13 protein-coding genes are annotated in these 12,552 nt (G+C 59.8%); 4 read left to right on the top strand and 9 right to left on the bottom strand.

All coding sequences use genetic code 11. The features are described from left to right. Positions 1 to 2: 2 nt before the first annotated feature. Positions 3 to 1,601, bottom strand: coding sequence for a class I adenylate-forming enzyme family protein (locus V1289_RS28205; RefSeq protein WP_334400706.1), 1,599 nt, complete (start codon positions 1,599 to 1,601; stop codon positions 3 to 5). Positions 1,602 to 1,835: 234 nt separating this feature from the next. Between V1289_RS28205 and V1289_RS28200 the strand changes: the two genes are divergently transcribed. Further along, on the top strand, positions 1,836 to 2,579 hold the full coding sequence (locus V1289_RS28200) for an SDR family NAD(P)-dependent oxidoreductase (RefSeq protein WP_334400705.1): 744 nt from the start codon (positions 1,836 to 1,838) through the stop codon (positions 2,577 to 2,579). A gap of 1 nt (position 2,580) precedes the next feature. After that, complete coding sequence (locus V1289_RS28195) at positions 2,581 to 3,258, top strand: glutathione S-transferase family protein (protein WP_334400704.1); 678 nt, start codon at positions 2,581 to 2,583, stop codon at positions 3,256 to 3,258. Positions 3,259 to 3,293: 35 nt separating this feature from the next. Here the strand turns inward: V1289_RS28195 and V1289_RS28190 are convergent, their stop codons facing one another. Then, positions 3,294 to 4,493, bottom strand: a complete 1,200-nt coding sequence (locus V1289_RS28190) for a CaiB/BaiF CoA transferase family protein (protein ID WP_334400703.1) — start codon at positions 4,491 to 4,493, stop codon at positions 3,294 to 3,296. A gap of 99 nt (positions 4,494 to 4,592) precedes the next feature. Further along, on the bottom strand, positions 4,593 to 5,225 hold the full coding sequence (locus tag V1289_RS28185; protein WP_334400702.1) for a 2-hydroxychromene-2-carboxylate isomerase: 633 nt from the start codon (positions 5,223 to 5,225) through the stop codon (positions 4,593 to 4,595). A 239-nt stretch (positions 5,226 to 5,464) separates the two neighbouring features. Here V1289_RS28185 and V1289_RS28180 point away from each other — a divergent pair, with 239 nt between their 5' ends. Next, entirely contained in the window at positions 5,465 to 5,980 is a 516-nt protein-coding gene (locus tag V1289_RS28180) for a winged helix-turn-helix transcriptional regulator (protein ID WP_334400701.1), read from the top strand. A gap of 798 nt (positions 5,981 to 6,778) precedes the next feature. Here the strand turns inward: V1289_RS28180 and V1289_RS28175 are convergent. The 6 genes from V1289_RS28175 to V1289_RS28150 all read right to left on the bottom strand — a co-directional run bounded on the left by V1289_RS28175 (position 6,779) and on the right by V1289_RS28150 (position 11,181). Beyond that, a complete protein-coding gene (locus V1289_RS28175) occupies positions 6,779 to 7,036 on the bottom strand; it encodes an SDR family NAD(P)-dependent oxidoreductase (RefSeq protein WP_334400700.1) in 258 nt (85 codons plus the stop codon). Positions 7,037 to 7,182: 146 nt separating this feature from the next. Then, entirely contained in the window at positions 7,183 to 8,241 is a 1,059-nt protein-coding gene (locus V1289_RS28170; protein WP_334400699.1) for an SDR family oxidoreductase, read from the bottom strand. Positions 8,242 to 8,296: 55 nt separating this feature from the next. Further along, entirely contained in the window at positions 8,297 to 8,665 is a 369-nt protein-coding gene (locus V1289_RS28165) for a DUF427 domain-containing protein (RefSeq protein WP_334400698.1), read from the bottom strand. A gap of 41 nt (positions 8,666 to 8,706) precedes the next feature. Further along, positions 8,707 to 9,411: a flavodoxin family protein gene (locus V1289_RS28160; protein WP_334400697.1), complete on the bottom strand. Its 705-nt coding sequence runs from the start codon at positions 9,409 to 9,411 to the stop codon at positions 8,707 to 8,709. Between the two features lie 75 nt (positions 9,412 to 9,486). Further along, positions 9,487 to 10,410 carry an alpha/beta fold hydrolase gene (locus tag V1289_RS28155; protein WP_334400696.1) on the bottom strand — a complete coding sequence of 308 codons (924 nt, stop codon included), beginning with the start codon at positions 10,408 to 10,410 and terminating at the stop codon, positions 9,487 to 9,489. Positions 10,411 to 10,434: 24 nt separating this feature from the next. Continuing rightward, on the bottom strand, positions 10,435 to 11,181 hold the full coding sequence (locus V1289_RS28150; RefSeq protein WP_334400694.1) for an SDR family NAD(P)-dependent oxidoreductase: 747 nt from the start codon (positions 11,179 to 11,181) through the stop codon (positions 10,435 to 10,437). Positions 11,182 to 11,365: 184 nt separating this feature from the next. Between V1289_RS28150 and V1289_RS28145 the strand changes: the two genes are divergently transcribed. Further along, positions 11,366 to 12,268 carry a LysR family transcriptional regulator gene (locus V1289_RS28145; RefSeq protein WP_334400692.1) on the top strand — a complete coding sequence of 301 codons (903 nt, stop codon included), beginning with the start codon at positions 11,366 to 11,368 and terminating at the stop codon, positions 12,266 to 12,268. The last annotated feature ends 284 nt before the right edge of the window (positions 12,269 to 12,552 follow it).

Raw genomic sequence — 12,552 nt, 5'->3', positions numbered from 1 at the left:
GGTTAGATCTGTCGTCTGCGAAGTTTGGCGGCCTGCGCCGGCGGGGTTTCACCACCTTCGCCACGCAAGGACTCCGCCAGCTTGTGCTTCAGTATCTTGCCGGTTGAGGTGGCCGGCAAAGCATCGAGGATGATAATTTTGGACGGCCGCTTGTATGAAGTGAGCTGAAGTCGGGTGAAATTCATCAGATCGTCCGGCGTCACGCGTGACCCCGGCAGCAGCTGCACAAAGGCGACAATCTCCTCATTGCCCTCGGCGGTACGGCCGACCACCGCGGACTGCAAGACGTCCCTGTGTGAACTGAGGACCGCTTCGACCTCGGCGGGATAGACGTTGAAACCTGAACGGATAATCATTTCCTTGGTGCGGCCGACAATGTACAGGCAGTCGCCGTCAAAACGCGCTAGATCGCCGGTATTGAACCAACCCTCGCTGTCGACGACCTTGGCGGTCTGCTCGGGGGCGCGATAGTAGCCAAGCATCACGTTGCGCCCGCGGACATGTAGCTCCCCGACCTCACCTCTTCCCGTCGGAATGCCGTCGAGTGTTCTGACCCGTGCCTCTACTCCCGGCAGCACAGTGCCAACCGCCTGGTCGGAGCGCGGCGCATCGAAGCGCACGCCCGATATCCCCGGCGAACATTCGGTGATCCCGTAGCCGTTGAGCAGCGGAAGGCCGAACTCCTTTTCCACGCGCGACTTCAGATTCAAATCGAGGGGTGCACCGGCGACGGCGATCAAGCGTAGCGACCCTCGGGCGAGCTGCTTCACGCCCGATACGCTTTTGTACTCCAGCAGGCGCTGATAGGTGGCGGGCACGCCATTGAGGATGGTAACGCCCTCCTCCGCGATCGCTTTGTCGGTCGCGGCGGGATCGTATTTGCTGACCATCCGCACCGTGCCGCCGACCATCAATGTCATGATCAGGAGCGAGATACCTACGATATGGGAGATCGGCAAGACGAGATAAATCTTGTCGTCCCGATTCATCTTGCGGAAATACGCAGTGGTCTTTGCACTGAACAGGAGGTTGTCATGCGAGAGCATCACGCCCTTCGGGGTCCCCGTCGTTCCAGAGGTGTAGATCAGAACCGCGACTTGTTTTACGGGATCGGACTCGACCGGCTCGATGGTTGCGCCTTCGTTGAGCGGACCAACACCAATCTTCAGCAGTGGGCCTATTCGCTGGTTCTCTGCGCCATAGCGCGACGCGTGAGCCGCGGCCTCCTTGGAAATTCCTGATCTGAAGAACATCCGGCGGGCGCCGCTATGGTCGCGGATCTGATCCAGTTCGCGTGCGGACAGTCGCGGGTTGGCGACGATCGCCCAGGCGTCGAGCCGACTCGTCGCCAGCAGCAAGGCGGCGAGCGCAATACAATTTTCGCTGACAACGATCATCCGGTCGCCCGGCCTGATCCCCAGCGACGAGAGGACAGTGGCGATCTCGCTAACACGCTGATCCAGATCGCGGTAGCTCCAGGAAGCCCCGTCTTCGACCAACGCGATCCGGTCAGGATCTTTGGCAAGTGCTACACCATGGATGCGGCTCGGCAGGCCGACAGCGATCTCGTCGAGATTGATCGTCTCTGAAAGCTTCGCCACGACCGACCTCCCGACCAATGCATGCCTACTTTCGCAACGCGGCACATTCGGCGCTTACCTAACGTTCTTTTTTAGAACTCGTCAATCACTAATTCACCGCCCCGCTTCACGAGTCCGAATGGGCAACTTATCTGTCCTATTATTACCCAATTGCTGTTGAAGACCGTCGTTTACAATGTACCGGCTCGCCGCTGCGATTAAAGTATCAAATAAGAACTTGATGGGAGAAGCGGAATGGCCGAGGGCCGCGGCGTTGCGATACTTGTGGGTGCGGGCGACGCCATCGGAGCGGCCGTCGCCCGGCGTTTTGCGAAGGGCGGCTATACGGTTTGCGTCTGCAGACGTGATGCATCCAAGTCGCAGGGGCTTGTGGGCGAGCTAAGGGCTGCCGGACATAACATTCATGCGTTCAGCGTCGATACCCGTCAAGAAGCAGAGGTCCAAGGCATATTCGCGCGGATCGAGAAGGAGTTCGGGCCCATCGAGGTCTGCCTCTTCAACGCGGGATCGAACGTCAACAAGCCATTGCTGGAGACAACCGAGAAGCTGTTCTTCAAGGCCTGGGAACTGGCCTGCTATGGCGGCTTCCTGGTCGGACGTGAAGCTGCCCGCGTCATGCTTCCGCGCAGACACGGCACCATCTTCTTTACGGGTGCGACGGCCAGCGTGCGCGGTGGCCAGGGGTTTGCGGCATTTTCATCAGCGAAGTTCGGACTTCGTGCCGTGGCGCAAGCAATGGCGCGTGAACTGGGGCCGAAGAACATTCACGTCGTGCATCTCTTGATCGACGCCGGCGTCGATAGCGAGGCGATTCATCAGCGCATGAAAGCAGCAAAGGGAATCGAGGCAAGCGACATTCCCGCCGACAGCCTGACCAAGACGTCCTCCATTGCCGATGCCTACTGGTTCACCCACCAGCAAAGCAGGGATGGCTGGACCCACGAGCTCGATCTCCGCCCGTCCGCAGAGAAGTGGTAACATGGGCACTGCACCGGATCTGACCCTGTGGGGCGTCGGCACAAGCCGCACGATTCGTCCACATTGGGCGATGCACGAACTGGCATTACTTTACAAAACGAAGCCGATTGGGCCGCGGACCGGCGAGACCAAGACGGCCGAATATACCAAACTGAATCCCCGGCAGAAGGTACCCCTGTTGCAGGACGGCGACTTTTGCATCGGTGAGAGTGCGGCGATCGTTGCCTACCTTTCGCGAATGTATTCAACGCCCGAACGCGCGCTGATACCCGACACGCCGCGCGACTATGCCGCCTGGCTGGAGTGGTGCTTCTTCATCGTTGCAGAGCTGGATTCCACCAGCCTTTACGTGATGCGGCGGCACCGGGCCGATGCGCTTGGGCCGATCTATGGCGTTGCACCCGAGGTGGTCGCCAAGGCCGGCGAGTATTTTCGCGAACAGTTGCGGCATGTCGAAGTCGCGCTGACAGATGGCCGGCAGTTCCTGATGGGCGACAGGTTCACCAGTGCTGACATCCTGCTGACGACATGTCTGGATTGGGCGATCGCTTACGGTGTCGGCATTTGCGACAACGCGCAGCCCTATCTCGAACGCATGCAGTCGCGGGAAGCCTATCAGCACGCCAAGAAAGCGAACGTGCCGCTGGCGCCAATCACACCAGTGGCGCAAAAAAGCTAACGGCCCGGATTCGTTGCGTGCGTCGAACGCTCCGCCTAGACCGCCACGCGCACGCTGCGCTCGGCGACCATCCTGTCGATGGCGCTGTCGTCGTAACCCAACTCCCGCAGCACATCGCGTGAGTGCTGGCCGATCCGGGGCGCAGGCCCGCCGATCGCGGCCTCATTGATCTCGAAGCGCGCCGCCGGCTTCGGCTGCCGCACCCGCCCGACCCTCGGCTGATCGAACTCGGCGATGATATCGCGCGCGATCACCTGTTCATTGTGGATGATTTCGCCCCGGCGCAGGATCGGCGCGCAAGGCACGTCAGCGGCATCGAGCCGTTCCAGCCATTCGGCGGTCGTACGTTGACCGATGTATTCGGCCATCTTGTTGATGCGCGCCGTGGCGTTGACTGAGCGCGCCGATGGCGTCGCAAATCGAGGATCCTTCGTCAGTTCGGGGTCGCCGGAGGCCCGGCAAAACCCCTGCCATTCGGAATCCGAGATGGTACCGGCCGTGATGTAGCCGTCGCTGGTCTTGAACACGAGATCCGGTCGATCGTTGGGATCGGCGGCGGTGGTCTCGGCTCCCACTACGGTGTATTGCATCATGCCTTCCGGCCACAAATACGAGATCATCGTATCCAGCATCGCGACCTGAATGTGTTCGCCCTGCCCGGTCTTCTCGCGGGCATAGAGCGCCGCTGCCGCCGCCTGCGCGGTGAACACGGCGGTCGTCTTGTCGCACACGATGGTGCGGATCATCTGCGGGCGGTTCGTGACCGGCTGCGACTGGATATCGGCAAAGCCCGACAGGCCCTGAATGATCGGGTCGTAAACGCGCTTCTTCACATAGGGTCCGGTGTCGCCAACCCCGCTGATCGAGACATAGATCAAACGCGGGTGGCGCTGGCGCAACTCACCAACGCCGAGACCGAGGCGTTCCATGGTGCCGGGCCGAAAATTCTGCACCAGGACATCCGCCTGCGCGACCAGCTTGGCGAGAACCTCACGGCCGGCCGCACTCTTGACGTCGATCGACAGTGAGCGCTTTCCGCGGTTTGAAGAGATAAAGAGCGCGGAGAACTCGCCATCCTTGTCGATGGTAGCGCGGCTGCGCCGGGTGATATCGCCGCCGATCGGCTCGATCTTCAGGACATCAGCCCCCTGATCCGCCAGAAACATGGTCGCGAAAGGACCCGACACCACGCCTGTCAAATCGAGGACGCGAACACCGCTAAGTGGGCCAGGCATAGGCGTTCTCCCTGAGTTTACTTCGTTGTGGAGCCGACCGAGTTTTCGCCATGCAGGCTCGGGACATCGGCCTGGCTCTTCAGGCCTCAATTCCCAACCTTAGGCCGATTTCGGAACGAGCTGACTGGTCTGTTCGTCGATCGACTCCTCGACGTCACGGAGTTGGTCCTTGCCGAAGAACATTTCCTTTCCAACGAAGAAAGTCGGTGAGCCGAATGCTCCGCGGTTGACCGCGTCAGTGGTCCGATCGATCAACCCCTTCTTGACGTCATCCTGCTGCGCACGCGCAATCAACCGGTCGATATCGATGCCTGAGGAGATGAATGCGTTCCGGAAGGTTTCGAGGTCATCCATCTTCTTGGGCTCTTCCCACATATGATGATAGGCAGCGCGGAAATAGGGTTCAAACGTGCCCTCGAACTGAGCCGCGACCGCGCCGCGCATCAGCATCAGCGTGTTGACCGGAAAGAAGGGATTCTGCCGAAATTTCGTGATGTTATGGCGCCGGATGAAGCGCTGGGTCTCGAGCGCCTGGTATTCCGGCTTGTTCTTGATTCCGCGCAGCGAGTCTGACGGAGACATGTTGCCGGTCCCCTTGAAGATGCCGCCGAGCAGAACCGGAACATATTCGAATTTTACGCCGGTGCGCCATTCGATTCCCGGAAGGACCCGTTCCGCCAGGTACGCGTTCGGGCTGCCGAAATCGAACAGGAATTCAACTTTTAGGGGCATAACAGCTCCTCCCGCAGAGCGCAGTGATGGTCGGGTTTGGTGGTCCTCTAGCCTAACTCTGGCTACTATTCGTTCATACAGTTCTAAAATTGAACTGTCAATTCTATGCTGGATTCTGCTAGTTTTAGCTGATCGCTGGGGTATTGTTTGAAATTGAGTACCTATCTAGAATGGTACAACCGGTTGCGGTTCCCTCGATGATTCGAGCGGAACAGGCGCCGGACGACCGGAGAGCAGGAATGAAATGGGATGAACTTGAGGAAGAGCCATGTTCGATGGCTCGAACCATCGGTGTGATTGGCGACCGTTGGACGCTTCTGATCCTCCGCGAATGCTTTCTGCGCACGCGCCGCTTCGAGGGTTTTCAGTCAGCGCTTGGAATCACCCGCCATTTGCTCGCCGAACGGCTGAAGAAGCTGGTTCGCCAAGGCGTCTTGCGCCGCATTCCATATCAGGAATCGCCCAAACGCCACGAGTATATCCTGACGCAAAAGGGCCTCGATCTCTATCCGATCATGATGGCGATCGTCCATTGGGGCGACGTCCACATGGTCGACGTACGCGGACGCCCGCTGCTGCATGAGCACCGCAAGTGCGGCAAGATGTTCGATCCAGTGATGGTCTGCTCGGAATGCGGCGAGCCGCTTTCTGCAAAGGAAGTTCATGTCCATCCTGGCCCGGGTGCGCGCCCGGCTTTAGAGAAGGTCTCTCTCGTCAAAACGGTGAAGCCGAAGACCCGCAGGCAAGCGGCGTGACGTAAATCCCGTCCGCCCGCAACTCTGTCGACGGCCGATATCCGTGCAATTACGGTACAGCATGGATTGTGGGTGGTACGATCCAAAACCGTCACTGAGTATAAGTGGTGCGGGCTACAGCAATCTCAAACCCCAGCATCGCATGCAAGGAACTGGGTGGTAGCGAGGGCTGCGAAAGGCGGATACCGAGGGCTTACGCACAATTGGGTCCGGCCGGGTACCGGCGGCGGTGCAAAATCAACTCTGATCGAGCGGCGTCTTGTCGTCTCGCTGATCGCATCGGCTGGCTGGAAGATGCCGTCGTAAATCGCGCGCGCTTCTCGAACTAGACGGGCTCGCTCGAGTTCGGACTTGGAATAAACCGAATGACTTCACCCATGTGCAAAGCGCGCGGTGTCCCTGCATCAGGTGAGGGCTTCGTCCGATTGCAAGTCGCGTCCGTGTGATGGTCGTTTACCCTCTTCGAAGCACACAATATCAATTTTGCAATTATGGTGTAGTCTGAATCCATGCACGTCGATTGTCGACTTGCATCGAGCCAACTTTTGGGATCACGGAGGGCAACATGGCCAAGAAAGCGAAGAAGGCAAAGAAGGCAAAGAAGACAACCAAGAAGAAAAAGAAGTAGCCGTTCGACGAAACCTCTTAGTATCCGGATAGCATCTGAGGTCCGTTACGCCCTTTGCAGCACGGACAGGCCACAGCTTTCGCCGACAGAATATCCGCGCAACAAATAGTCAGGCCGGACCATTATGCAGATGGCTGCTGCATAACGGTCCGGCTTTTCTTCTGGCTTGATCAAGCTATTGCGTTATTGTGCGCGCCGGAGACTGGCACACTGTAGCTCAGGTTACCTTTGAACAATTCGCACTTGTGCAGTTGGCGCTGCTCGCCTGTCCGAATGGCGTCGCAGCGGAGTTCGCAGGTCAGGGCATGCCCCGCCTCATCGTGACGCCCCGACACGAAAGTCCGGGCGCCTTCTTGAGCGAAGGCCAAGGCCGTGGCGCGGCTAATACCGGTCAAGGCGCCTGTAATCAGGACGGCGGGTGCACTCATGGACGTTCTCCTTTGAAAGCGGGCTGTAGTGCGGGAAGGATCTGCGGAAAGCACGTCTAAGGCCAAGGCGACCCGCCATTGCCTTGATCGCTTCCGTCGCAGGTGATGAGGTGGCCCTGGCGCACGCGACGACAACGCACGCTGTGTTACGGAATGATTCGGTCACGCTGAAAATCCAAGAACATCCGAAGGAACATCTCCTCGGTGTCCACCAGGTCGTGGAATCCGAAACGGCGGGCCTTGCTGGTATCGGAGACGATATCGTAATCGGAAGCGAACACGCCGTCCGGGTAGCCCCAGGCCGCAATCTCTTCGAAGCGGAATTTCTGCAATCCGTTCTTTTCGACGATCTTTTCCCAGATCGGCCCCTTGTCCGCCATGGACCGCGCAAGGTTGATATGTCGGGGCGGAGCCAGCTCCATCCCGAAGAAATTGGCGAATTTGGGCCACAGGTTCTGCCACCTGATCAGATCACTGTTGGTGATGTTAAAGGCCTGGTTGGCGCATCTCGGATCGGTTGCCATCCACTCGACGGCCTTTGCCAGAAGCGCGGCGTCCGTACATTGGTAGAGTGCGGTATAGGCGCCGGGCTTGCCTGGAAAGCTGAGAGGCAGCCCCAATGCCTTGCAGACGTTCGCATAGACTGCGATCGCCAGGGTCAGGTTCATCGGTCCTCCCGTGGAGAATCCGCAGACCGCGTGCGGACGCCCAACCGACCAGGTCCAGCGCTTTCCTTTCTGGAATTCTTCGAGAAAGTCCTGTTGGTCGTAATAGAAATTCGGCGGCATGTGCCGTGGATCGTCCTCCTTGGTCGGAGTCTTGTACGGACCGAGGTGATTTCCGTACCACCTGGTGCCCTGAGAGAGATGAATGTGCTCGAGCGCAGGTGACGCGGCCTCGACGGTCTTGACGAGATTGAAGAACATGTTGGAATTCGCCGACATCGTCTCGCCGGGTTCCGGGCGTTCCGTAATGGCCAAATAGAACAAATGCGATATATTGGTGAGCGGCCCGAGCTTTGTCCGGCAATCAGCGGGATCGAGAAGATCCACAACGATGTGCCTGTAATCACCGGGGATCCGCGGCTTGCGGCGCGACACCGCAACGATATCCCAGCCTCCCTGCTCAAGCAGGTGAGCCAGCATGTAGCCGCCGGCCAGGCCGGAGGCTCCTGTGACCAGCGCGGTACGCTTCGTCCTCGACATCTGTCTTCTCCTCTAGGCGAGCCACAACTTCACTCCGAACAACCGCGGACGCCGGTTAGCTGATCTCGTCCACACGGTCCGGGTAAAATGCGACGTAATCCTTGATCTGCGCCATCGCTTCAAACGGGGTCTCATAGGTCCACACCGCATTGATGGCGCGATCCCCGCCGGCCGGAATGCTGTAGTAGGAAGCGTCGCCCTTGTAGGGGCAATACGTCGAGTGTTCGCTGCGCGAAAGCGCGGCCATGTCGACATCCCGCCGTGGGATATACTGAACGGGTGGATAGGACGCTTCGCGAAGCGTCAACGCATCGCGCGTATCGGCGATGATTTTCCCGCCAACCTTGACCACGACGCGAGATGGGTTCGCGTCGATCGTGATGGGATGGTCGGGACCCGGAATCTTGATTGTCTTGTCAGCCATGAGATGTATCCTTCTGGGTTGGAACGAGGGCACGTCAATCTTCAGGCGCTGACCAGTCGAGTGGTAGCTTGTCGGCCTTTCGATGCCATCACGCCCCGGCCCTCCGGATCCTGATTGTCGGCACCACCGGAAATGCCGCGGTTTGCCGGCCGGCCGAGCACCGCCCGGCCAGCCGATAATTCCTGCGCGACCTCCGCCACTCGACGGCCCAGGAACTCTGCGGTCCGAAGATCGGAGCGCGGTGGAGCGACGTCGCCGCTCAGGTCCATGTCGGCCTGGCCAGCCATTCCCAGCGTGTAGCTGTCGCGGTTGAGGATGTCCTCGTTGGTATAGGAGCGGTTATTCCCATAATTCATGCCGAGATTGACCCAATGCATCTGGTGCTGGGCCGCAAATGTCATCAGTTGAACCAGCGAGTTCTGCTTGTCGCCGCCGCGGGACGCGCCATTGGTGAAGCCTGCAGCGACCTTGCCCTCCCAGCGCTTCTCGACATATTGGAGATGCGAGGTCGCATCCATGAACGCTTTGAACGGCGCCGACAGGCTGCCCATGTAGGTGGGAGCGCCCATGATGATGGCGTCTGCACCATCGAGGAGCTCCCATCGGCCAGGCGCCTGTTCCGTGGCGACAAGCTCCACGCTCGCGCCATTGACGACCGCTGCGCCGCGCGCGACTGCCTCGGCGATCTTCTCAGTGTGACCATATCCGCTGTGATAGACGACGACAATTTTGACCGGAACTGACATGAGGCCCTCTTGGTTCGTGGTTAGGTCCGACGACGGCGGCATAAGCGGTATGTCGGACATTGGATTAGGCCAAACTCAATTGATCGCCCCGCGCGCCACCATCTGAAACGGTGCCGCGGCATCCAAAAACCGCGTCACGTCGGCGACGAACAGTGCGGGATATTGGTATTGCGAGCCGTGATTGGAATCGGGATAGAGGATCAGTTGCGCGTTGGGCAGGTTGCGCTGAAGAATGAGCGAATTCGCGGTATAGATGATGACGTCATGGCTGCCGTTGATCACCAGGGTCGGCTGGGCAATCTCCCGCAGGTAGTCCAATGCACCCCAGCGCGGCGCCCCCCATTTGCCGAGCGCGGCGATCTGCGCCGGCGCGACCTTCTCATTCACCTCGGGGTCGCGTCCCTGTTGGCGAAGGCGGAACCGTTTCAGAAAGGCGCGGCCGGCAGCCTGGCTCGCCTCGCTCGGTGCGAAGAAGACGCCAAGCCACACATCGTCCGGGTTTTCGTATGTCTTGCCGAACACGGCCTGAGCCTCGGGCGTCAGGCTCGCCATGCCCTCGCCGCCCCGCGGGCCAGTCCCCACCAGGACCAGGCGGCGAACCAGCGCAGGATTTTGCAGCGTCAACTCCTGCGCGACCAAGCCGCCGAGCGAGAAACCGAGGATGTCGACCTTCGCAAGACCGAGCGCCATGATGAAGGCCGCCGCATTGGCCGCCATCTCGTCGACCGAAGTTGGCACCTCGCCGCTCGTCGACGAAATGCCTGCATTGTTGAACAGGATCACCTCCCGCGTCGCGGCCAGGCCGTCGGTCACCAGCGGGTCCCAATGGTCCATCGTGCCGGTGAAATGCATGTTGAAGACCAGCGGCACGCCACCCGGTTTGCCGAAGCGTCGGTAAGCGAAGCGGATGCCGTTGGCTTCGACGAACTGCGTCGGCGCGGTCTGGTGGGTCTGAATCATGTTCGGGGTGGAATGAATCTGTGGGCGGCTATGAATCATGATCGTCGCTTCCTTGTTGCCGGATCAGTTAACGGTCTTGCCACCATCGACGTTGAGGACATGACCGGTGATGAACCTGGCTTCGTCGGAAGCGATGAACACGATGCCGTCGGCGACCTCCTCCGAGAGCCCGAGGCGGCCCATCGGAACCGTTGTCGCCAGCGCCGCCTTGTTCTCCGGCGTGCCGGTGAAGCGGGTCAGCATGCCGGTGTCGGTGGGACCGGGTGCCACGGCATTGACGCGAATTCCCGATTTGGCGGTTTCGAGCGCCACCGACTTGGTGATGCCTTCGACGGCATGCTTGGCGCCGACATAGATCGAGGCCCCGGCCGCGCCCGCGTGCCCATAGGTCGAGGAGATGTTAATGATGCTGCCGCTCTTCTGAGCCTGCATGGCGCGCACTTCGTGCTTCATGCTCAGCACTACGCCGAGGACGTTGGTCTCGAACGTCGCAGCAAAGCTTTCCGCGGTCTGGTCGGTGATCGGGCCGACCTGACCTTCGGTGGCGGCGTTGTTCACCGCGACATCGAGGCGGCCAAAGCGTGCGACGGTCTTGTCGACGAGCGTGCGGACGTCATCTTCCTTGCGGACGTCGGCATTGATGAACTCTGCCTCCGAACCGAGCGCACGCAACTCCGTGACGAGAGCCTTGCCGGCCTCGTCACGCCGGCCGGATACGACGACCTTTGCGCCCTTTTTGGCGAAGGCGATGGCGGCGGCACGGCCGATGCCGGTCAAGGCGCCGGTGATCAATACGCCTGGGTTGCTCATGGTCTGATTCCCTTTGATTTCAGTTTTCCTGCCGGTGAAGCATGGAATGCCCCGCCGGGAAGCCGATCCGCGCCGCGGCGTTCTCCCGCAGGCGCTTCCATGATTGGGCAAGTAGGAACCACTGGCGTCATCGCCAAAGACTTTATAAGTTGGATGACATGCCTGAGAGATATGGAAGCCCGAAATGGAGCTACGCCACCTTCGCTATTTCGTCGCGGTCGCCGAAGAAGGCAGCCTGACGCTTGCCGCCGAGAAAAGGCTGCACACCGCGCAGCCTTCGCTGAGCCGGCAAATCCGCGATCTTGAATACGAGGTCGGCTTCCCGTTGATGAGCCGCAGCGTGCACGGCATCGAATTGACCGCCGCGGGCAAGGCCTTTCTCGACCATGCGCGGCTGGCGCTCACGCAGGCCGAGGCTGCGGTGGAGGCCGCGCGGCGCGCCGCTCAACCGCCGCGAACATTGTTTGCGATCGGCTTCCTCACCGGCTATGAGATGGATTGGTTGCAAGCCGTGATGGAAATCCTGCGCGCCGAATTGCCGAGCACTGAAGTCATCATCCATAGCCAGGACTCGCCGGATCTCGCAGCAGGCCTTACTCACGGAAAGATCGACCTCGCCTTCATGCGTCCGGAAAAACAGGCGCCCGCTCTGAAATTCAGGCTGTTGCGCAAGGACCCGCTGATCGTCGTGATGCCGCGCGATCACGCTTTAGCTTCTCGGAGTTCCATTCGCCCGCAGGACATCGCGGGCCAGACCTTTATCGGAGTGTCCCCGGTCAGGGCACCGACCCTGTGGGCTGTTATCAACGATTACCTCAAGCCTCTCGGCGTGAAACCCGACCATCAGGCCGAGAACCTGGCAATGGGGATTTCGCTGGTGGCATCCACCGGAGGCATCGGCCTGCTTCCGCTCTATTCTCAAAATCTGTTGCCGAAAACCGTCGTCAGCCGACCGATACACGGCGCACCGCCAATGGTTGACCTAGTGATCGGTTATAACGAGGCCAACACATCGCCACTCTTGAAATCTATTCTGACGAAAGTGGATGATTTGAAGCTTCGAGTTGCAAAGAGCGGCGGCCGATAAATCCTGGCTGCTGCGCAATGGTCGGACAAATCGGAAACAATTAGAGCTTACGTTTCACAATAGCCCTTTACGCGAGTACACTCCCCCGGGGGCTACCCACGCCTAGCGCGACCGATAAGCCCTGCTGATTTTTTAGTAGGTCAGCACATGGCTCCATTCTCCTGCGCCGCTGGTTATGCAGCCATCCGCTGACAATGGCGCAACTGAGCATCGGGGCGATCGCTCGTGAGCCCCACCGGAACCGGATTCGGCCGACCGCCTTCGGCTTCCGAGCGGGTGTCACC

The sequence above is a fragment of the Bradyrhizobium sp. AZCC 2289 genome (genome assembly GCF_036924615.1).
Taxonomy (GTDB): domain Bacteria; phylum Pseudomonadota; class Alphaproteobacteria; order Rhizobiales; family Xanthobacteraceae; genus Bradyrhizobium.
The sequence above is the reverse complement of the archived record's forward strand: the minus strand, read 5'-3'. Positions and strand labels throughout refer to the sequence as shown.

Coding starts and splice junctions, on each gene's coding strand:
- V1289_RS28200 (WP_334400705.1), top strand. CDS start 1,836: ATGGCCGAGGGCCGCGGCGTTGCGATACTTGTGGGTGCGGGCGACGCC.
- V1289_RS28195 (WP_334400704.1), top strand. CDS start 2,581: ATGGGCACTGCACCGGATCTGACCCTGTGGGGCGTCGGCACAAGCCGC.
- V1289_RS28190 (WP_334400703.1), bottom strand. CDS start 4,493: ATGCCTGGCCCACTTAGCGGTGTTCGCGTCCTCGATTTGACAGGCGTG.
- V1289_RS28185 (WP_334400702.1), bottom strand. CDS start 5,225: ATGCCCCTAAAAGTTGAATTCCTGTTCGATTTCGGCAGCCCGAACGCG.
- V1289_RS28180 (WP_334400701.1), top strand. CDS start 5,465: ATGAAATGGGATGAACTTGAGGAAGAGCCATGTTCGATGGCTCGAACC.
- V1289_RS28175 (WP_334400700.1), bottom strand. CDS start 7,036: ATGAGTGCACCCGCCGTCCTGATTACAGGCGCCTTGACCGGTATTAGC.
- V1289_RS28170 (WP_334400699.1), bottom strand. CDS start 8,241: ATGTCGAGGACGAAGCGTACCGCGCTGGTCACAGGAGCCTCCGGCCTG.
- V1289_RS28165 (WP_334400698.1), bottom strand. CDS start 8,665: ATGGCTGACAAGACAATCAAGATTCCGGGTCCCGACCATCCCATCACG.
- V1289_RS28160 (WP_334400697.1), bottom strand. CDS start 9,411: ATGTCAGTTCCGGTCAAAATTGTCGTCGTCTATCACAGCGGATATGGT.
- V1289_RS28155 (WP_334400696.1), bottom strand. CDS start 10,410: ATGATTCATAGCCGCCCACAGATTCATTCCACCCCGAACATGATTCAG.
- V1289_RS28150 (WP_334400694.1), bottom strand. CDS start 11,181: ATGAGCAACCCAGGCGTATTGATCACCGGCGCCTTGACCGGCATCGGC.
- V1289_RS28145 (WP_334400692.1), top strand. CDS start 11,366: ATGGAGCTACGCCACCTTCGCTATTTCGTCGCGGTCGCCGAAGAAGGC.